Source organism: Arthrobacter sp. Y3224055 (assembly GCF_059090825.1).
Genome location: NZ_JBNHGB010000002.1, coordinates 84552 through 102487 on the forward strand (window position 1 = coordinate 84552; position 17936 = coordinate 102487).

Annotated in this window: 15 protein-coding genes; 12 read left to right on the forward strand and 3 right to left on the reverse strand. The window is 68.8% G+C overall.

Annotated elements, in window-relative coordinates; all coding sequences use genetic code 11:
- Positions 1 to 99: 99 nt before the first annotated feature.
- From AC5RTY_RS05715 to pdxS, 7 genes are all read left to right on the forward strand, one after another.
- On the forward strand, positions 100 to 534 hold the full coding sequence (locus tag AC5RTY_RS05715) for an SRPBCC domain-containing protein (RefSeq protein WP_494073862.1): 435 nt from the start codon (positions 100 to 102) through the stop codon (positions 532 to 534).
- Positions 535 to 795: 261 nt separating this feature from the next.
- Positions 796 to 1110: a DUF6504 family protein gene (locus AC5RTY_RS05720; protein ID WP_493977563.1), complete on the forward strand. Its 315-nt coding sequence runs from the start codon at positions 796 to 798 to the stop codon at positions 1108 to 1110.
- A 99-nt stretch (positions 1111 to 1209) separates the two neighbouring features.
- Positions 1210 to 4830 (forward strand): DNA polymerase III subunit alpha, encoded by a 3621-nt coding sequence (locus AC5RTY_RS05725; RefSeq protein WP_494101831.1) that lies wholly within the window; start codon positions 1210 to 1212, stop codon positions 4828 to 4830.
- 156 nt (positions 4831 to 4986) lie between these two features.
- Positions 4987 to 6999: a threonine--tRNA ligase gene (gene thrS / locus AC5RTY_RS05730; protein ID WP_493999837.1), complete on the forward strand. Its 2013-nt coding sequence runs from the start codon at positions 4987 to 4989 to the stop codon at positions 6997 to 6999.
- A 2-nt stretch (positions 7000 to 7001) separates the two neighbouring features.
- On the forward strand, positions 7002 to 7580 hold the full coding sequence (locus tag AC5RTY_RS05735; RefSeq protein WP_493999836.1) for an HIT family protein: 579 nt from the start codon (positions 7002 to 7004) through the stop codon (positions 7578 to 7580).
- Positions 7581 to 7587: 7 nt separating this feature from the next.
- The gene (gene pgsA / locus AC5RTY_RS05740) at positions 7588 to 8199 is read left to right on the forward strand and encodes a phosphatidylinositol phosphate synthase (protein ID WP_493999835.1); all 612 of its coding nucleotides are present in this window, start codon (positions 7588 to 7590) and stop codon (positions 8197 to 8199) included.
- A gap of 124 nt (positions 8200 to 8323) precedes the next feature.
- Positions 8324 to 9238 carry a pyridoxal 5'-phosphate synthase lyase subunit PdxS gene (gene pdxS, locus AC5RTY_RS05745; protein ID WP_494014074.1) on the forward strand — a complete coding sequence of 305 codons (915 nt, stop codon included), beginning with the start codon at positions 8324 to 8326 and terminating at the stop codon, positions 9236 to 9238.
- Positions 9239 to 9327: 89 nt separating this feature from the next.
- Here pdxS and AC5RTY_RS05750 read toward each other — a convergent pair whose 3' ends face one another.
- The gene (locus AC5RTY_RS05750; protein WP_494139192.1) at positions 9328 to 11376 is read right to left on the reverse strand and encodes a M3 family metallopeptidase; all 2049 of its coding nucleotides are present in this window, start codon (positions 11374 to 11376) and stop codon (positions 9328 to 9330) included.
- A 102-nt stretch (positions 11377 to 11478) separates the two neighbouring features.
- Between AC5RTY_RS05750 and AC5RTY_RS05755 the strand changes: the two genes are divergently transcribed.
- Positions 11479 to 12852 (forward strand): CapA family protein, encoded by a 1374-nt coding sequence (locus AC5RTY_RS05755; protein WP_494139193.1) that lies wholly within the window; start codon positions 11479 to 11481, stop codon positions 12850 to 12852.
- Between the two features lie 58 nt (positions 12853 to 12910).
- On the opposite strand, the gene AC5RTY_RS05760 is transcribed toward AC5RTY_RS05755, so the two are convergent.
- A complete protein-coding gene (locus AC5RTY_RS05760) occupies positions 12911 to 13633 on the reverse strand; it encodes a type 1 glutamine amidotransferase (RefSeq protein WP_494139194.1) in 723 nt (240 codons plus the stop codon).
- Positions 13633 to 14931, reverse strand: a complete 1299-nt coding sequence (locus tag AC5RTY_RS05765; protein WP_494139195.1) for a MurT ligase domain-containing protein — start codon at positions 14929 to 14931, stop codon at positions 13633 to 13635. Before AC5RTY_RS05765 ends, AC5RTY_RS05760 begins: the two co-directional genes overlap by 1 nt.
- A gap of 137 nt (positions 14932 to 15068) precedes the next feature.
- Here AC5RTY_RS05765 and pdxT point away from each other — a divergent pair, with 137 nt between their 5' ends.
- From pdxT to ruvA, 4 genes are all read left to right on the forward strand, one after another.
- Positions 15069 to 15773 (forward strand): pyridoxal 5'-phosphate synthase glutaminase subunit PdxT, encoded by a 705-nt coding sequence (pdxT, locus tag AC5RTY_RS05770; protein ID WP_494139343.1) that lies wholly within the window; start codon positions 15069 to 15071, stop codon positions 15771 to 15773.
- A 2-nt stretch (positions 15774 to 15775) separates the two neighbouring features.
- Positions 15776 to 16531 carry a YebC/PmpR family DNA-binding transcriptional regulator gene (locus AC5RTY_RS05775; protein ID WP_493999828.1) on the forward strand — a complete coding sequence of 252 codons (756 nt, stop codon included), beginning with the start codon at positions 15776 to 15778 and terminating at the stop codon, positions 16529 to 16531.
- Between the two features lie 26 nt (positions 16532 to 16557).
- The gene (gene ruvC / locus AC5RTY_RS05780; RefSeq protein WP_493999827.1) at positions 16558 to 17118 is read left to right on the forward strand and encodes a crossover junction endodeoxyribonuclease RuvC; all 561 of its coding nucleotides are present in this window, start codon (positions 16558 to 16560) and stop codon (positions 17116 to 17118) included.
- Positions 17119 to 17282: 164 nt separating this feature from the next.
- Complete coding sequence (gene ruvA, locus AC5RTY_RS05785) at positions 17283 to 17918, forward strand: Holliday junction branch migration protein RuvA (protein WP_494014068.1); 636 nt, start codon at positions 17283 to 17285, stop codon at positions 17916 to 17918.
- Positions 17919 to 17936: the final 18 nt, after the last annotated feature.

The following is a 17936-nucleotide window of genomic DNA, read 5'->3' on the forward strand; positions in this document are numbered from 1 at the left end:
GGTGTCCCCGCAGCCATTGTGCGCCGGCCCCGGCTGCCGGAAGCTGGGATGGAGTAGCCGCACCCGCGGCGCCACGGCGGGAACCAGGGGAGGAAGCCAATGTCCGGACGGTACGTGGCCAGTTCGACGGCGACCATTGCGGCGCCGCCGGACCGTGTCTGGTCCGTGATCACGGACCCCGAGGCCATCAGGGGATTCATGTTCGGCACCGACGTGCAGACCGATTGGAGCGTTGGCGGGCCCATCCGTTGGCGGGGCGAGTGGGAGGGCGAGGCGTACGAGGACAAGGGCCAGGTGCTGGAGTTCGAACCCGGACGGCGGCTGGTCGTCACGCATTTCAGCCCGCTGTCCGGCCGGGAGGACTTGCCCGAGAACTACCACCGTCTCGTCTGGACGCTGGAGGAAGTTCCGGGCGGCACGGAGTTCACGCTGTCGCAGGACAACAACGAGACCGCCGAGGCGGCGGAACACTCCAAGCTGATGTGGGACAAGCTGGTCGGCGACGTGAAGTACCTCGCCGAGCACGACGGCTAGGCTCCTTGGCCGCCGCACGGCACGCACCTGGCCGTCCTACCTGCACGGTAGGCCGTGCTGCTGCACTTAGCCGCAGTGCGGCCGCGCGCTGAGCCGACGTCGGCGGGAGGCCCGATTTTGTCAGTGCCCGAACCTAGGCTTGATCTTGGATTCGAATACATATTCGAATAGAATAAGAGGGTCAAGTTCTTCGGCGGGCGTGTTGGCAGGGGCGCTCGCCGGGGATTATGACCCGTTGTCCAGATGAAAGGCGACTGGGACATGGGTGTTTTCAGCGAAGCAGTTGACGTTGTGTGTTCCCCTGCCGGACAGCCGCTCCGGCTGCGCTGGCAGGGCAGGAGCTACCGCATCGTCGCGGAACCGGTGCGTTGGTACGAACGCCGCAAATGGTGGGCGGAGGAACTGCGTGCGGAACGGGGCCGGGGCGCGGGACTGGTGGACCATGAGATCTGGCGGGTGCAGGCGCGGCTGAACGGCCGGTCGCAGATCCGCACCCTGGACCTTTCCCATCAGGTGGATACCGGACGCTGGCGCCTGATCCGCGTCCATGATGCCGTCCGGGAGCTGAGCGCCTGACCGCACCACGGTACCCGCCGGCCTTTCTGTCAGCCCCCGGTTCGCCCCGGCAGTCCGCCGGATGCCGATCCCGAGACCCGACCGTTGTTTGGAATGTCCATGAGCTTTACCCACCTGCACGTATCCACGGCGTACAGTGCCCACTACGGTGTCTCCTGGCCGGAGGAACTGGCCGCTGCGGCCGCTTCCTTCGGAGCCGACGCCTTGGCCTGCACCGACCGGGACGGTCTCTACGGCACGGTCAAGCACCTGAAGGCATGCCTGGCGACGGGGATGGATCCGATAGTCGGCGTGGACCTGGCCGTCCAAGACGGCGGCGGTCGGGACACCGGCCGCGTTGTGGTGCTGGCCCATGGCGGGAACCAGGGCAGCGGTTACCATGCGCTCTGCCGCCTGGTCTCGGAAGCCCACGCCGGCACGGCTGCCCGCGGGCGTTCCGCCAGCCGCCGGACGCCCGGCGTGACGGTGGATCAACTCGCCCGGCATGCGGGCATTCCGGACGGCGGACCGGCCCTGACGGTGCTGGTGGGTCCTTTTTCCGACGTCGGACAGGCGCTGCGCCGCCGTAGCTACGCCGAAGCCCGCCGGCTGGCCGGACGCTGGCGCAGCGGACTGCCGGCCGGGGCGCTCGCAGTGGAAATTGTCTCCCACCTGAGTGCCCCGGGGGAGAATCTCAGTACCGCCCACGCGGTGCGGATGCTTAACCTGGCCGGGGAGTTGAATCTTCCCGCAGTGCTGACCAACGCCGTGCGCTACTGCGAAGAGGACGGCGCCGCCACTGCAGATGTGCTGGACTCGGCGAGGGCGCTGACAGCCTTGTCCAAGCTGCCGGATCTGCAGCCGAGCGCCCAGGGCTGGTTGAAATCCCCCGACCGGATGCAGGCCCTGGCGCGGGAAATCGTGCAGGCAGCCGGCGGCGGAAGCAAGGACGTCATTCGCCTGCTGGCCACGACGGAAGCGGTGGCCGACCGGTGCCGCATGGATCCTTACCGGGACATGGGGTTCAAGCGCCCGGTGGTCCCCGAAGCCTCCGTCATCGGGATCGACGGGGATCCCGTGGCCGAGCTGGTCCAGCGCTGCGAAACCGGCATCGCCGAACGGTTTGGCGGAATGTCCGGACGGGCGGAGAAGGAACTGCGGGACCGGCTGGCCCATGAGCTGGGCATCATCTCGCGGCTGGGCTTCGCCTCCTACTTCCTGACGGTGGCCGAAGTGTCGCGCATGATCACCGGGATGGGCGTGCGCGCCGCGGCCCGGGGGTCGGGTGCCTCGAGCCTGGTGAACTATCTGCTCTACATCAGCCACGTGAACCCCCTGGACCACGGGCTGATCTTCGAGCGCTTCCTCTCCCAGGACCGTTCCACCCTGCCGGACATCGACATCGATGTGGAAAGTGCAGAGCGGCACAACGTCTACCAAAAAATCTTCGACCGTTTCGGCAGCCAGCGGGTCACCCTGATGAGCATGCAGAACGGTTACCGTGCCCGCGGGGCGGTCCGCGACGCCGGCTTGGCGCTGGGCCTGCCGGAGGAGGAGATTTCGGGCATCGCCAAACAGCTCTGGCGGTTCTCCGCGCGCCAGTTCCGTGAGGCTATGGCGGAGAAGCCGGAGCTGCGCGCGTTTTCCGCCCAGGTGGAGCAGGACCAGCAGCTGGACCTGCTGGTGGATTTGACCGAACGGCTGGACCGGCTGCCCCGGCATATCTCCATGCACCCCTGCGGCGTGATCCTGGGCGACAGCTCGCTGTTGGACCGCACCCCTACCCAGCCAAGCGGGCTGGGTCTGCCGATGAGCCAGTTCGACAAACACGACATGGACCCGATGGGCATGCTCAAGCTGGACGTGCTGGGCGTGCGGATGCAGAGTTCCATCGCCTACGCGCTCAAGGAAATAGCCCGCATACATCCGGGCAAGGACGCCGTGACGGCAGCCGGCCGGCATCCGGTGGGCGAGGACGGAACCGGGCCCGACTACATTGCCGCGGACGGGACCATCAACCTGGAACAGGTCCCGCTGGACGACGAGCCGACCTATGAGCTGATCCGCAGCACCCACACCCTGGGATGCTTCCAGATTGAATCGCCGGGCCAGCGCGAGCTGGTGGGCAAGATGGCCCCGCGGGACTTCAACGACCTGATTATCGACATTTCGCTGTTCCGTCCGGGGCCGATGCAATCGGATATGGTCAGGCCGTTCCTGGAACACCGCCATGGCTGGGCGCCGGAGCGCTTCCCGCACCCGGATTTGATTCCGGTCCTCAAGGAAACCCACGGCGTCACGATCTTCCACGAACAGGTCCTGCGGACCTTCGACGTATTCACCGGTTGCGGACTGGCCAAGGCGGACGAATTCCGCCGGCTGCTGGGCAACGAGGAAGCCGAACCCGCGGTGGAGGAATACTTCCGCAACGCCTCGCTGGACCGGGGGTATCCGCCGGAGGTGGTCGACACGGTGTGGGGCACGCTGAAGTCCTTCGGCAGCTTTGGCTTCTGCAAAGCCCACGGGGCCGCCTTCGCGGTGCCCACCTACCAGACGGCCTGGCTGAAGGCCCACCACCCCGAGGCGTTCCTGGCCGGGCTGTGGCAGCACGATCCGGGAATGTACCCGCTGCGCCTGCTGGTGGCCGAAGCGCGGCGGCTGGGCATCCCGATCCTGCCGCTGGACATCAACCGCAGCACCGACCGCTACCAGGTGGAACGCGTACCCTCCGGCAGCGGCGAAAAGCTGGGGATCCGGCTGAGCCTGACCGGCATCTACGGGCTCTCGGCGGCCGAGCTCAAACGCATCGTCGCCGGCCAGCCGTACGAATCGCTGGCCGACCTGCGCGCGCGGGCCAAGGTCGGCAAACCCGCGCTCAAACGCCTGGCCCAGCTGGGCGCCTTCGACGAGCTGAACCGCCGGACCGGCCAGCGCGGCGGCCGGGCGGCCAGCCGGACGGATTTGGTCTACCATCTGGACCAGCCGGACAGCCGCCCGGTTCCCCAGCGCTACCAGCCCACCGAGGGCCAGCTGTCCCTGCCGCTGGGGGACTTGGAGCTGCGCCATCTGGTCCCGGTCTTCCCGGAACCGACCACGGTGGACAAGGTGCGCACCGAACTGGACCTGCTCTCGATCGACGCCAGCTCCCACCTGATGGAGAGCTACGCTCCGCTGCTGGCCCAACTCGGAGTCACCCAGGCCAAGGACCTGCTGCAGATGCGCAACGGGAGCGAAGTAATGGTGGCCGGCATCCGTGTGGCCACCCAGACACCGCCCATGCGCGGCGGCCGTCGGGTGGTTTTCATCAGCGTGGACGACGGCACCGGCTGCGTGGACGCCACCTTCTTCCAGGAAGCCCAGGAACGCTCCGGCCCGTTGCTGTTCGGCACCGAGATGCTGCTCATCCGCGGCCTCACCCGGCGGACCGGCCCCAGGGGAATCGGGCTGCAGGCGCTGGAGGCGTGGGACCTTTCGGACACTGCCAGCCTTCCGCTGCCGGGGCACCCTGTTCCTTCCGGGCCCGCTGCAGGACGGGGGCCGGCAACACCGGCGGCAGGACGAGGGCCGGCAACACCGGCGGCAGGACGGGGGCCGGCAACACCGGCGGCCGGCAGGGACGCCGCCCGCCAGGAAAAGCTTGGACCTGGCGAACTTGCCCGCCGCATGGCCGCCGAAGGACTGGATCACCGCGTGCCGGCCGGGTCCTGGCTGGCCGGTAGCCACGGGAACCGGGCAGGATGATGCGCGGCCAGACGCGGCTCGCCGGCCCCAGCGGGCGCGCAGCCCCGCCGCGGCGGTGTTGGTCGGGCTTCGCGTCAGCGGATACGATCGTAGAGGCTTGCAGCGCCCAAGTATGTCGCTGCAGTAACGGCTTACATCCACCATAAGGAGACCTCTGTGTCAGCGCCCCAGAACATCACCCTCATCGTCGACGGCGAAGAGAACCAGGTGACCGAGGGCACGACGGGAGCCGACCTTTACGGCGCCCGACGGGAGGTCGTCGTCGTCCGCGTCGACGGCGAACTGAAGGACCTGGACCAGCCGATCCCCGCCGGAGCCAAGGTCGAAGCCGTGACTATCGACTCTCCCGACGGGCTCAACGTGCTGCGCCACTCCACCGCGCACGTCATGGCCCAGGCGGTCCAGCAGCTGCGGAAGGACTCCAAGCTCGGGATCGGCCCGTACATCACCGACGGTTTCTACTTCGACTTCGACGTCGATGAGCCCTTCACCCCGGAGGACCTGAAGCAGCTGGAGAAGATGATGCTCAAGATCGTCAACTCCAACCAGCGCTTCGTCCGCCGCACCGTCTCCGAGACCGAAGCGCTCGCCGAGATGGCGGGGGAGCCGTACAAGGAAGAGCTGATCGGGCTCAAGGGCCACTCCGACGAGGCCGGCGAGGGCGCCAGCATCGAAGTGGGCGCCGGCGAACTGACCATCTACGACAACGTGGACGCCAAGAGCGGCGAAGTGGTCTGGAAGGACCTCTGCCGCGGGCCGCACCTGCCCAACACCAAGCTGATTTCCAACGCCTATGCGCTGACCCGCTCGGCCGCCGCCTACTGGCGGGGCAACGAAAAGAACAAGCAGCTGCAGCGCATCTACGGCACCGCCTGGCCCACCAAGGAAGACCTGAAGGCCTACCAGGAGCGGCTGGCCGAGGCAGAGCGCCGCGACCACCGCCGGGTGGGCGCCGAACTGGACCTGTTCTCCTTCCCGGATGAACTCGGCTCCGGCTTGCCCGTCTTCCACCCGAAGGGCGGCATCGTCCGCAAGGCGATGGAGGACTACTCGCGGCAGCGGCACACCGAGGCGGGCTACGAGTTCGTCTACACCCCGCACATCACCAAGAGCAACCTGTACGAGGTCTCCGGCCACCTGGACTGGTACCGGGACGGGATGTTCCCTCCCATGCATGTGGACGAGACCCGCGACCCCGAAACCAACGAGGTCGTCAAGCCCGGCCAGGACTACTACCTGAAGCCGATGAACTGCCCGATGCACAACCTGATTTTCCGCTCGCGCGGCCGGTCATACCGCGAGCTGCCGCTCCGGATGTTCGAATTCGGCTCCGTCTACCGCTACGAAAAGTCCGGCGTAGTCCACGGCCTGACCCGCGTGCGCGGCATGACCCAGGACGACGCCCATATCTACTGCACCCGCGAGCAGATGAAGGACGAGCTGACCACCACGCTCAACTTCGTGCTGGACCTGCTCAAGGACTATGGGCTCGACGACTTCTTCCTGGAGCTCTCCACCAAGGACCCGGAGAAGTACGTGGGCGCCGATGAGGTCTGGGACGAGGCCACCCGCACCCTGGCCGAGGTCGCCGAGGCATCCGGCCTGGAACTGGTGCCGGACCCGGGTGGAGCGGCCTTCTACGGCCCCAAGATTTCGGTACAGGCCCGCGACGCGATCGGCCGCAGCTGGCAGATGTCCACCATCCAGCTGGACTTCAACCTGCCCGAACGGTTCGAACTCGAATACCAGGCAGCCGACGGCAGCCGCCAGCGCCCGGTCATGATCCACCGCGCCCTGTTCGGGTCGGTAGAGCGCTTCATGGGCCTGCTGATCGAACATTACGCCGGCGCCTTCCCGGCGTGGCTCGCCCCGGTCCAGGTGGTCGGCATCCCGGTGGCGGAGGCGTTCAACGACTACATGCTGGAGATCGTGGCCAAGCTGCGCGCTCAGGGCATCCGCGCCGAGGCCGACCTGGGTTCGGACCGCTTCCCGAAGAAGATCCGGACCGCCAGCAAGGACAAGGTTCCGTTCGTGCTGATCGCAGGCGGCGAGGACGCCGAGGCCGGAGCCGTCTCCTTCCGCTTCCGCGACGGCAGCCAGGACAACGGCATCCCGGTGGACGAGGCCGTGTCCCGGATCGTGCAGGCCGCCGCCAGGCGCGGCAACTGACGATGGCCGAGACGACCGAAGCCATGACCGACCGGACCGGCGACGAGGTGACGGACGGCTTTGAGCTGCCCGGCGTGCCGGATGCCTTCCAGCGGCTCTGGACGCCGCATCGCATGGCCTACGTCAAGGGCGGCCAGGGCCAGTTCAAGAACAAGGACGAGTGCCCGTTCTGTGTGGCTCCGGCCCGCCCCGACGAGGAATCGCTGATCGTCCACCGCGGCGAGTTCGCCTACGTGGTGCTCAACCTGTTTCCTTACAACCCCGGGCACCTGCTGGTCTGCCCGTACCGCCACGTGCCCGACTACACCGACATCACCGCGGAGGAGACCGCCGAGTTCGCCGAGCTGACCCAGACGGCGATGCGGGTCCTGCGGAAGGTGGCCAACCCCAGCGGCTTCAACCTGGGCATGAACCAGGGCGAAGCCGGGGGCGCCGGGGTGGCGGCGCACCTGCACCAGCACGTGGTGCCCCGGTGGGGCGGCGACGGGAACTTCTTCCCGATCATCGCCCAGACCAAGGCGATCACCGAGACCCTGGACGAGGTCCGCAAGCAGGTATCCCAAGCCTGGCCGGCACGGTAGCGCGGCGATGCTCAACAAGTACGCGCGCGGGTTCTTCGGAAAGCTGTTCTCGCCGCTGGCCCGTGCCCTGATCCGGATGGGCGTCTCGCCCGACGCCGTCACCATCGTGGGCACCCTCGGGGTCTCCGTGGGGGCGCTCGTGTTCTACCCGCTGGGGGAGCTGTTCTGGGGAACGGTCTTCATCACGGCGTTCGTCTTCTCCGACATGGTGGACGGCCTGATGGCGCGCATGCTGGAGCGCAACAGCCGCTGGGGCAACTTCCTGGATTCCACCCTCGACCGGCTGGCCGACGGCGCGGTGTTCGCCGGCGTGGCCATCTGGTTCTTCACCGGCGGGGAGAACACCGCCATCGCCGTCTCCGCGCTCGTATGCCTGCTGCTCGGCTCGTTGGTCTCCTATGCCCGGGCCAAGGCCGAGTCGCTGGGCTGCACCGCCGCGGTGGGCCTGGCCGAACGCTCCGAGCGCCTGGTATCCGTCCTGGTTTTCACCGGCCTGACCGGACTGGGCCTGCCGGAGGTGGTCCTGCTGGTGGTCCTGGTGCTGCTGGCCGCCGCCAGCCTGCTGACCGTGGCCCAGCGGATCATGGCCGTCTACCGTCAGACACAGCAAACCGCCTGATCCGCCCCGGACCGCCCAGGCCCCCGGTTGGGGCCCCGAGGAAGGTTACGTCATCGGTGACCCAGCGCACCGGGCCGGACGTATGATGAGGTGTACGTTTCCTACCGACTCCTAGGGGCTTTTAGTGTCCAGCAGTGAAGAAACTTCAACTCACGCGCCCGTGACCGGCAGCAGCCGCGTCAAGCGGGGCATGGCCGAGATGTTGAAGGGCGGCGTCATCATGGACGTCGTGACTCCCGAACAGGCCCGCATCGCCGAAGACGCCGGTGCGGTGGCCGTGATGGCCCTTGAACGCGTTCCGGCGGATATCCGCGCCCAGGGCGGCGTGTCCCGGATGAGCGACCCGGACATGGTGGACGGCATCATCGACGCCGTCTCCATCCCGGTAATGGCCAAGGCCCGCATCGGCCACTTCGTCGAGGCGCAGGTGCTGCAGTCCCTCGGCGTGGATTACATCGACGAGTCCGAGGTGCTGACCCCGGCCGACTACACCAACCACATCGACAAGTGGAACTTCACCGTTCCCTTCGTCTGCGGCGCCACCAACCTGGGCGAGGCCCTGCGCCGCATCAACGAGGGCGCGGCCATGATCCGTTCCAAGGGCGAAGCCGGCACCGGCGACGTCTCCAACGCCACCGGCCACATGCGCCAGATCCGCTCCGAGATCAAGCGCCTGTCGGCAATGCCCGAAGACGAACTGTACGTGGCCGCGAAGGAACTGCAGGCCCCGTACGAGCTGGTCAAGGAAATCGCCGCCACCGGCAAGCTGCCCGTGGTGCTGTTTACCGCCGGCGGCATCGCCACCCCGGCCGACGCCGCGATGATGATGCAACTGGGCGCCGACGGCGTGTTCGTCGGCTCCGGCATCTTCAAGTCCGGCAACCCGGCCGAGCGCGCCGCCGCGATCGTCAAGGCCACCACCTTCCACGACGACCCGGACGTCATCGCCAAGGTCTCGCGCGGGCTGGGCGAGGCCATGGTCGGCATCAACGTGGACGAGATCCCGCAGCCGCACCGCCTCGCCGAGCGCGGCTGGTAAGTACCGACGACGGCGAACGCCCGGTCCCGCACGACAGTGCGGGACCGGGCGTTTGCCGTTTCCGGGGGGTTGCCCTTCCGGGGCCGCCGTTACGGGACGTCCCCGCGGCCGGCCGGGGCGCTGCTGGCCCGGTCGAGGCCGCGCCTGGCCAGCAGCGGCGCGAGGTCGGCGTCCCGTCCGCGGAAGCTCCGGTAGGCCTGCAGCGGGTCCATGCTGTTGCCCCGTGAGAGTAGTTCGCGGCGGAAACGGTCTCCGTTGCCGCGCCGGAGTCCGCCGTTTTCGCCGAACCAGGCGACCGTGTCTGCGTCGAGGATTTCGCTCCAGATGTAGGAGTAATAGCCCGCCGCGTAGCCGCCGGCGAAGATGTGCTTGAAGTAGCCGGTGCGGTAGCGGGGCGGGACCAGGGGCAGGTCGATTCCGGCGTCGGCCAGCGCCCGCCGTTCGAAGGCCGGCGGATCCTCGACCCGCTGCCCGGCGGACAGGCTGTGCCACGCCAGGTCGAGCACGCACGCGGCCAGGTACTCGGTGGTGGCAAAGCCTTCGCCCCACAGCTGCGCAGCCTTGATGCGGTCCACCACCTCCCGCGGCAACGGCTCGCCGGTCAGGTGGTGCCTGGCGTAGCTGCCGGCGACCTCCGGCTCCAGCATCCACATCTCGTTGACCTGCGACGGGTACTCCACGAAGTCCCGGGGCACGTTGGTGCCCGAGAGGCCGGGGTACTCCACCCGGGACAGCAGGCCGTGCAGCGCATGGCCGAACTCGTGGAAAAGCGTCACCACGTTGTCGTAGCTGAGCAGGGCCGGCTCGCCGGGAGCGGGCTTCGGGATGTTCAGGTTGTTCATCACGACGGCGCGCTGTCCCAGCAGGTGGGACTGCTCGACCAGCGAATCCATCCAGGCACCGCCGTTCTTCGTGTCCCGGGTATGGAAGTCGCCGATGAACAGGCCCAGCCGGGCACCGTCGTCGTCCATCACTTCCCAGATCCGGGCCTGCGGATGATAGGCGGCGAGGTCCGGCCTGGCCTCGAACCGCAGCCCGTACAACCGGTTGGCGGCGAAGAAGACGCCGTCGGCGAGCACGCGTTCGAGCTCGAAGTACTGCCGCAGTCCGGCCAGGTCCACGCTGTAGTCGCGGCGGCGCACAACCTCCGCATAGTAGGCCCAGTCCCACGGCTCGAGGGGGTGGCCGGCCGCCTCGGCGAGGATCTCCGCCTCGGCGCGGGCGTTGGCGACGGCCGGCGGGACGAGCCGCGCCAGCATGTCCTGCACGGCCGCGAGCGAGGGCGCCGTCTGCCCGTCCAGCACATACTCGGCATGATTGGCGAAGCCGAGCAGCGCGGCCCGCTCGGCCCGCAGCTCCGCCGTGCGGGCCGCCAGCTCCAGCGTCCGGTGGCCCGCTTCGCCGCGGCCCACCGATGCCTCATGCAGGCGGCGGCGGGTGCCGCGGTCGGTGAGGGTTTCCAGCGCCGGCTGGGCGGTTGGCAGGGTCAGGACCAGTAGCCATCCGTCGTCGTAACCGGCGTCCCGCGCCGCGAGTTCGGCGGCGGTCAGGTCGTCGTCGGCGAGCCCGGCCAGTTGTGCGCGGTCGGTGACATGTACCGCGGCGGCATTGCCGGCGTTTAGCAGTTCCCGAGAGTACTCCGCGTCCAGCTCCGACAGCTCCACGTTCATGGCGCGCAGCCGCTCCTGGTCTGCCGGGGGGAGCTGGGCGCCGGCCCGGCGGAACTTCTTGCGCAGCTCGGTGAGCAGGCGCAGGTCTTCGCCCTCGAGGCCTTCGGCGGCTTCGTCGACCGCCGAGACCCGCCGGTAGAGCGCCGCATGCAGGTAGATGTTGTCACGGTGGGCGGCCCGCTGCGGGGCCATCCGTTGCTGCAGCTCCATCACGTCGTCGGTGGCGTCGGCGGCGGCGAAGTTGTCCAGCACGGCGCTCACCCGGTACAGCGTGCGGCCGGACCGTTCGAAGGCGACGGCGGTGTTCTCGAACGTCGCCGGTGCCGGATTGGCCGCGATCGCCTCGATTTCCGCCAGTTGCTCGCGGAACCCGGCCTCGAACGCTTCCGGATAGTGTTCAAGGCGGATCGCGGCGAAATCGGGCAGCTCATAGGGGAGGACACTGGGTTCCAGGAAGGGGTTGGCCATGCCACCACTTTGCCATGGGTACCCGGCGTCCCCGCCGTACCTGCCGGGGGCACGCCGCCGCGCCGCCGTGGTGCACGGCACAGCCGGACTTACACTTGCGGCATGAGCAGGCAGCCGCCCGAGGGCCCGACGGGTTCCCCGGTGCGGGAACCGGGCCGATGCCTTCACCGGGCAGCGGTGTCGCGGACTCCCGCAACGGCGGCGGCGTTGGCCATCGCGGCCCTGCTGCTGGCCGGCTGCGGCCCGGGGCGGGAGGCCGCCGGACCGCCCGGCACAGGGCCGGCCGACACCAAGCCGGCGGCGGTGCCCTCCGGATCCGGCCCACCGGGGAGCGGCGGCGCGGGGGAGGCGCCGCCGTCGACCTCCGCACCGGAGCCCGCCCCGGAGCCGGCGGCGACGGCCGGCGCGGGCCCGGCGTGCCCGGGAATCCGCTGCGCCACCGTAGCCCTCACCGGCGACCTGCTGCTGCACGAGCCGCTCTGGGAGCAGGCGGCCGCCGACGCGCGGCGGACCGGGAAAGGAACCTTGGACTTCGAGCCGATGTTGGCGGCCCAGGAGCAATACCTGGACACCGCCGACCTCGCCGTCTGCCAGCTGGAAACCCCGTTGGCCGGTGACGACGGACCGTACTCCGGCTACCCGGCGTTTAACGCGCCGCCGCAGATCCTCGACGCCGCCGCCGCCCTGGGCTACGACGCCTGCACCACCGCCAGCAACCACGCGTTCGACCACGGCACCGCCGGCCTGGAACGGACCCTGCAGGCGCTGGACGCGCGCGGCCTGGCACACACCGGCACCTACGCCAGCGCGGCCGAGGCCGAGGAGGTACTGGTTCTGGACACCCCGGCCGCGCGGATCGCGTTCATCACCGGCACCTTCTCGCTGAACGGGCTGGAGCCGGATCGGCCCTGGCAGGTGGACGTGCTGGATCCCCCGGCGATGATCGCCAAGGCCAGGAAGGCCCGGGCGCAGGGCGCGGACATCGTCCTGGGAGCGGTGCATGCCGGGGACGAATACACCGCCTACGCCAGCCCGCAACAGCAGGAGGTTGCCCACGCGTTGGCCGACAGCGGCGAGTTCTCCTTGGTGTACGGGCACCACAGCCACTCCGTCCAGCCGATTGAGCGCCACGACGGCACCTGGATCGTCTACGGGCTGGGCAACACCCTCGCCGCGCATGCAACCCCGAACATCCTCAACACCGAGGGGTTGATGGTCCGGGTCCGGTTCAGCCAAGCCGGCGACGACGGCGCCTGGGAGGTGGCGGGGCTGGACTGGCTGCCGGCCACGTTCGACGGACCCGGGCACCGCTGGTGCCCGGTGGCAGCGGATGCGCTGGCGGCAGCCGCGAAGTCCGGGGACTGGTGCGTGTCCGAACAGGCGGACGCGGCCAGCCGGCTACGGACCAAGGCGACCGTCGAGTCCATGGGAGCCCCGACGGACGTCGCCCGCGAGTGGCTGCTCAGCGGCGATTGACGCCGCGGTCCGTCGCCCAACCGGCTCAGCGGCGGGCCAGCAAAGCGGCAGTCCGGCGTCAGCGCGGACGGGCCGCCGCGTCGGCGCGGGCTTCGGCCTCATGCGGAATGTCCAGCGCCACGTCGTTGAAGCTGCCGTAGCGCCGCTCGACGGCGTGGCGGATCAGGTAGTCGGCCACGGCCGGGTTCTTGGGCAGCAGGGAACCGTGCAGGTAGGTGGCAATGATGTTCCGGTAGCGGGCGCCCTCGGTGCCGTCGGTGCCGTTGTTGCCCTGGCCCTTGGTGACCCGTCCCAACGGCCGGACATCGCTGCCGAGGGTGGTCAGTCCGCTGTGGTTCTCGTACCCGATAACCGTGCCGAACTCGCCGCTTTCGAGCACGGTGTTGCCGATCAACCGGGTGGGCCCGCCCACGGTTTCGGCATCGAGCAGCCCGATGCCGGTGATGACCTCGCCGGTGTGGGTGGTGAACCGGTGGCCGAACAGCTGGTAGAGGCCGCAGACCGCCAGCATCGGCAGGCCGTCCTCGGCCAGCTCCCGCAGCCGCCCGCCCTGGGCCAGCAGGTCGGCCTGGATCTTGTTCTGGCCGGAGTCCTGGCCGCCGCCGCCCACGATCAGGTCCACCTGCTCGGGGAACGCGTCGCCGGGGTTGTACTCGTGCAGCCGGACGTCGTAGCCGCGCAGCTCCAGGCGCTTGCGCAGCACCAGGACATTCCCCCAGTCGCCGTAGATGTTCATGTCCCGCGGGTAGAGCTGGAGCAGGTCGATAACAGGAGCGTCCATCAGGAGACCACTTCCACTTCGGTCAATTTGCCGAGCTCGCGGCGCAGCGCCAGCATGGCGGTGTAGGTGCAGTAGATGCGCTTCGGCGTCTCCGGACCGCCCGCAATGAACCGCTGCAGCGAGGCATTGAGGTCCGTGTCCACCCGGTCCACCGGAACGTCCTCATAGAAGAGGCGCAGCCCCATGTCGCGTGCCCGAACGCCGGAAACCTCGGCCACGCCGGTGTCCCGCAGCGAATCGAAGTCGACGTCCCACAGCCAGGACATGTCCCGCCCGTCCGCGTAGTTGTCGTTAATGGCGATCATGGTCCGGTAGCCGGCGGCGGGGAAAGACTTCAGTGCCAGCCGGAAGCCGGCCGGGTTCTTCACCAGCACCAGGTCCAGCGGCTGGCCGTTGACGGTCAGCGATTCGCCGCGGCCGAAGGCCGGCGTCACGTTCTCCAGCGAGGCCAGCAGCGCCGGCTCGTCCACCGCGGGGCCCAACACGGTCCGCGCCAGCACCAACGCCGCGGCGGCGTTGAACACGTTGTAGACGCCGGTCAGCTTCAGCTCGACCTCGAGCTCACGGCCGTCCAGCTGGAAGGTTGCGGCGGCCCCTTCACAGGCCGAGAGCACGACGTCGGCGCTCGGCCGGCCGCCGTCGGCGGCGGCGGTGTCGCCGGATGGGCCGGCGGAGGCGGCGGACCGCATTTCGTCGTCGTGCGGAAACATGTGGCGCAGCTGCGGCGCCAGGCCGAAGTATTCGACCCGCGGCGCGGCCACGGCGCCCGCAAGCGCCGCGATGCGCGGGTCTTCCCGGTTCAGTACCACTGCCTCGGTCGTCGCGGCGGCGATCTGCCGGAGGAAACCCGCGGTCGTTTCTATTTCGCCAAAGCGGTCCAGCTGGTCCCGCATGACGTTGAGCAGCAGGCTGTAGCGCGGGGCCACCAGTTTGACGAAGTGAACCGCGTGGGCCTCGTCAAGCTCCAACACGGCAATGTCCGCGTCAAGCCGGCCCCGGGCGTCGGAGTCGCCCAGCACGGCAGCGACCACGCCGCGGGTGAAGTTGCTGCCCGTCCGGTTCGTGAACACCTTCAGGCCCTGCCCCTGCAGCAGCTCCACCACCATCTTGGTGGTAGTGGTTTTGCCGTTCGTCCCGCTGATCACCACGACGCCGCGCGGCAGCTCGCCGAGCGTGCGCGGCAGGAACTGCGGATCGATTTTTTCGGCTACCAGTCCGGGCAGTGCGGAACCGCCGCCGCGGAGCCTGGCTACCGCCTTTACGGCCTTTCCGGCAACGGTCGCAAGGAGGTGTCGCATGAGTAGAGACTATACAAGCCGCCGTGCCCCGGCGCCGTCGGCCCGGGCCGAACAGTGTCGGTCACCACAGGGCGAGGGGGGGCACCGTTTAACACCGCCGGACCGGTTGGCACTACTGTTTTTCCGTACGGCCGCCACTGAGGCGGCGCCGATGCGAACTCCGAGGAACCGTCACCGTGGTCACGATTGGTGTGCTTGCCCTGCAGGGCGATGTCCGCGAACATCTATCCGTCCTGCAGCACAGCGGCGCCACGGCGGTGCCGGTGCGCCGGCCTGCGGAACTGGCGGCCGTGGACGGCCTGGTCATCCCAGGCGGTGAATCCACGACTATCGACAAGCTCACCCGCATTTTCGAGCTGGCCGACCCGCTGAAGGGGCGGATCGAGGCGGGCATGCCGGTCTACGGTTCGTGCGCGGGCATGATCATGCTGGCCCGGGAGATTGCAGACCCGGCCACCGACCTGAAGGGCGAACCGCAGCAGACGCTGGGCGGCCTGGATATAACGGTGCGCCGGAACGCCTTCGGCCGGCAGCGCGAATCGTTCGAGTCCGAGCTGGACTTCCGGGGCCTGGAGTTCAGCGCGGCGTCTCCCGGCCAGGACCCGTCGCCGGTCCACGCCGTGTTCATCCGTGCGCCCTGGGTGGAACGCGTGGGCAAGGGCGTGGAGGTCCTGGCTGCCGTGCAGCCGGAGGAGGCCTCCCACACCGACACTTTGCACGGGACAGCTAGAATAGTGGCAGTGCGTTCGCGGCATCTGCTGGCGACATCCTTCCACCCGGAGATTACGGGGGAGCGCCGCATCCACGAACTTTTCATCCGCATCGTCAGAGGAGAGGCGTAAGCATGGCCGGACACTCCAAGTGGGCAACCACCAAGCACAAGAAGGCCGTGATCGACGCCAGGCGTGCCAAGTCGTTCGCGAAGCTGATCAAGAACATTGAGGTAGCGGCGCGCAACGGGGGAGCGGACATGTCCGGCAACCCCGCGCTGGAACTGGCCGTCCAAAAGGCCAAGAAGACCTCGGTTCCCAACGACAACATCGACCGCGCGGTCAAGCGCGGTGCCGGCCTGACCGGCGAAACGGTGGACTACAGCGAAATCATCTACGAGGCCCGCGGGCCGCAGGGCTCCGCTGTGCTGATCGAGTGCCTCACCGACAACAAGAACCGGGCCGCCTCGGAGGTTCGCCTGGCCATCACCCGCAACGGCGGCACCATTGCCGACCCGGGGTCGGTGTCCTACATGTTCTCCCGCAAGGGCGTGGTGTCCCTGCCCAGGAACGAACTCACGGAAGACGACCTCCTGATGGCGGTGCTCGAAGCCGGCGCGGAGGAAGTCAAGGAGCAGGGCGACAACTTCGAGGTCCACGCCGATCCCACGGACCTGCGCGCCGTCGTGGCCGCACTGGAAGAGGCCGGCATCGAATACGAAACCGACGAGATCGAGTTCGTGTCCTCGATGGCCGTGGAGCTCGACGCGGACGCGGCCCGGAAGTTCATGAAGCTGGTGGATGCCCTCGAGGACCTGGACGACGTCCAGAACGTCTACTCCAACGCCGACATCAGCGCGGACGTCCTCGCCGAAATCGAGAACGACTGACACCGGTCCGGCCGTCGGCGCCCGCCATGCGCGTGCTGGGAGTGGACCCGGGCCTGACCCGCTGCGGCCTGGGCGTGGTCGATGTTGAACCGAACCGGCGCTCCTCCCTCGTGGACGTCGGTGTGGTGGGGACCACCCCGGACATGGCGCTGGAGCTGCGCCTGCTGAAGATTGCCGACGCGATCGACGAATGGCTCGACGCGCACACCCCGGACGTGCTCGCCGTCGAACGCGTCTTCAGCCAGACCAATGTCAGTACCGTGATGGGCACCGCGCAGGCGTCCGGGGTGGTCATCGCGGCGGCGGCACGGCGCGGGATCGCCGTCGCGCTGCACACGCCCACCGAGGTGAAAGCGGCGGTCACCGGCAACGGGCAGGCGGACAAAGCCGCCGTGACCAAGATGGTGACCCGGATCCTTCGGCTGGACACCCCGCCGCGCCCGGCCGATGCCGCGGACGCCCTGGCGTTGGCCATCACCCATGCCTGGCGCGGCGGAGCTGCGAGACCGGCTGCCGGCGGCGGGATGACGACGGCGCAGCGGCTCTGGGCGGAGGCCGAAGCGAAGGCCAAGCGCACCCGCCGCTGACGTGCGGCCGGCGGCGGCCGCCGGAACCGGTGCCACGGTGTGGCGGTGGCCGGCAATGTCCGTGCTGCCCCGTAAGCTATTCGTAGATATGTTCGGACAATCCGCCGCCGTGCTGCCCGCGGGGCGGACTCCGGGCCGCAGTGCCGGAATTGGGAGTTGAGTTCATGATTAGCTCGTTGCGCGGCGTCGTCGCCCACGTGGGATTGCAATCGGCCGTGATCGACGTCAACGGATTCGGCATGCTCGTCCAGGCGACGCCGCAGACCCTGGGCACGCTGTTCGTGGGGCGGGAGGCCGAACTGGCCACCACCATGATTGTGCGCGAAGACTCCATGACGCTGTTCGGCTTCGAGGACGCAGCGCAACGGGAAGTTTTTGAAACCCTCATCTCGGTCAGTGGGGTCGGCCCGAGGCTGGGCCTGGCGGCGCTGTCGGTGCACTCGCCCGAGGCGCTGAGGGTCGCCGCCGCGGAGGGGGACAGCAAGGCGTTCACCAAGGTTCCGGGTATCGGGCCGAAGCTCGCCGGCCGGATCGTGCTCGAGCTGGCCGGGAAGCTGATCCCCACCGGCGAGCAGGCCCCCCAGCAAAAGGGCGGCTGGAAGGGACAGGTGCAGGAGGCACTGGCCGGCCTGGGCTGGTCCGAGAAGGACGCCGCCGCGGCGGTGGACACCACCGCCGAGGAAAATCCAGAGGCGGCAGCGGCAGGCAACGTGGGCGACTTGCTGCGGCTGACCCTGCGCAGGCTCGGCCAGGACGGCGCCCGGACCGGCGCGTCCCGGCGGACCGCGGGAGTGAACTAGCGTGGCGGAGGATTCCGA

Excerpts from the sequence above, each read along its gene's own strand:
- AC5RTY_RS05715 (WP_494073862.1), top strand. The coding sequence starts at position 100 with ATGTCCGGACGGTACGTGGCCAGTTCGACGGCGACCATTGCGGCGCCG.
- AC5RTY_RS05720 (WP_493977563.1), top strand. The coding sequence starts at position 796 with ATGGGTGTTTTCAGCGAAGCAGTTGACGTTGTGTGTTCCCCTGCCGGA.
- AC5RTY_RS05725 (WP_494101831.1), top strand. The coding sequence starts at position 1,210 with ATGAGCTTTACCCACCTGCACGTATCCACGGCGTACAGTGCCCACTAC.
- AC5RTY_RS05735 (WP_493999836.1), top strand. The coding sequence starts at position 7,002 with ATGGCCGAGACGACCGAAGCCATGACCGACCGGACCGGCGACGAGGTG.
- pgsA (WP_493999835.1), top strand. The coding sequence starts at position 7,588 with ATGCTCAACAAGTACGCGCGCGGGTTCTTCGGAAAGCTGTTCTCGCCG.
- AC5RTY_RS05750 (WP_494139192.1), bottom strand. The coding sequence starts at position 11,376 with ATGGCCAACCCCTTCCTGGAACCCAGTGTCCTCCCCTATGAGCTGCCC.
- AC5RTY_RS05755 (WP_494139193.1), top strand. The coding sequence starts at position 11,479 with ATGAGCAGGCAGCCGCCCGAGGGCCCGACGGGTTCCCCGGTGCGGGAA.
- AC5RTY_RS05760 (WP_494139194.1), bottom strand. The coding sequence starts at position 13,633 with ATGGACGCTCCTGTTATCGACCTGCTCCAGCTCTACCCGCGGGACATG.
- AC5RTY_RS05765 (WP_494139195.1), bottom strand. The coding sequence starts at position 14,931 with ATGCGACACCTCCTTGCGACCGTTGCCGGAAAGGCCGTAAAGGCGGTA.
- AC5RTY_RS05775 (WP_493999828.1), top strand. The coding sequence starts at position 15,776 with ATGGCCGGACACTCCAAGTGGGCAACCACCAAGCACAAGAAGGCCGTG.
- ruvC (WP_493999827.1), top strand. The coding sequence starts at position 16,558 with ATGCGCGTGCTGGGAGTGGACCCGGGCCTGACCCGCTGCGGCCTGGGC.
- ruvA (WP_494014068.1), top strand. The coding sequence starts at position 17,283 with ATGATTAGCTCGTTGCGCGGCGTCGTCGCCCACGTGGGATTGCAATCG.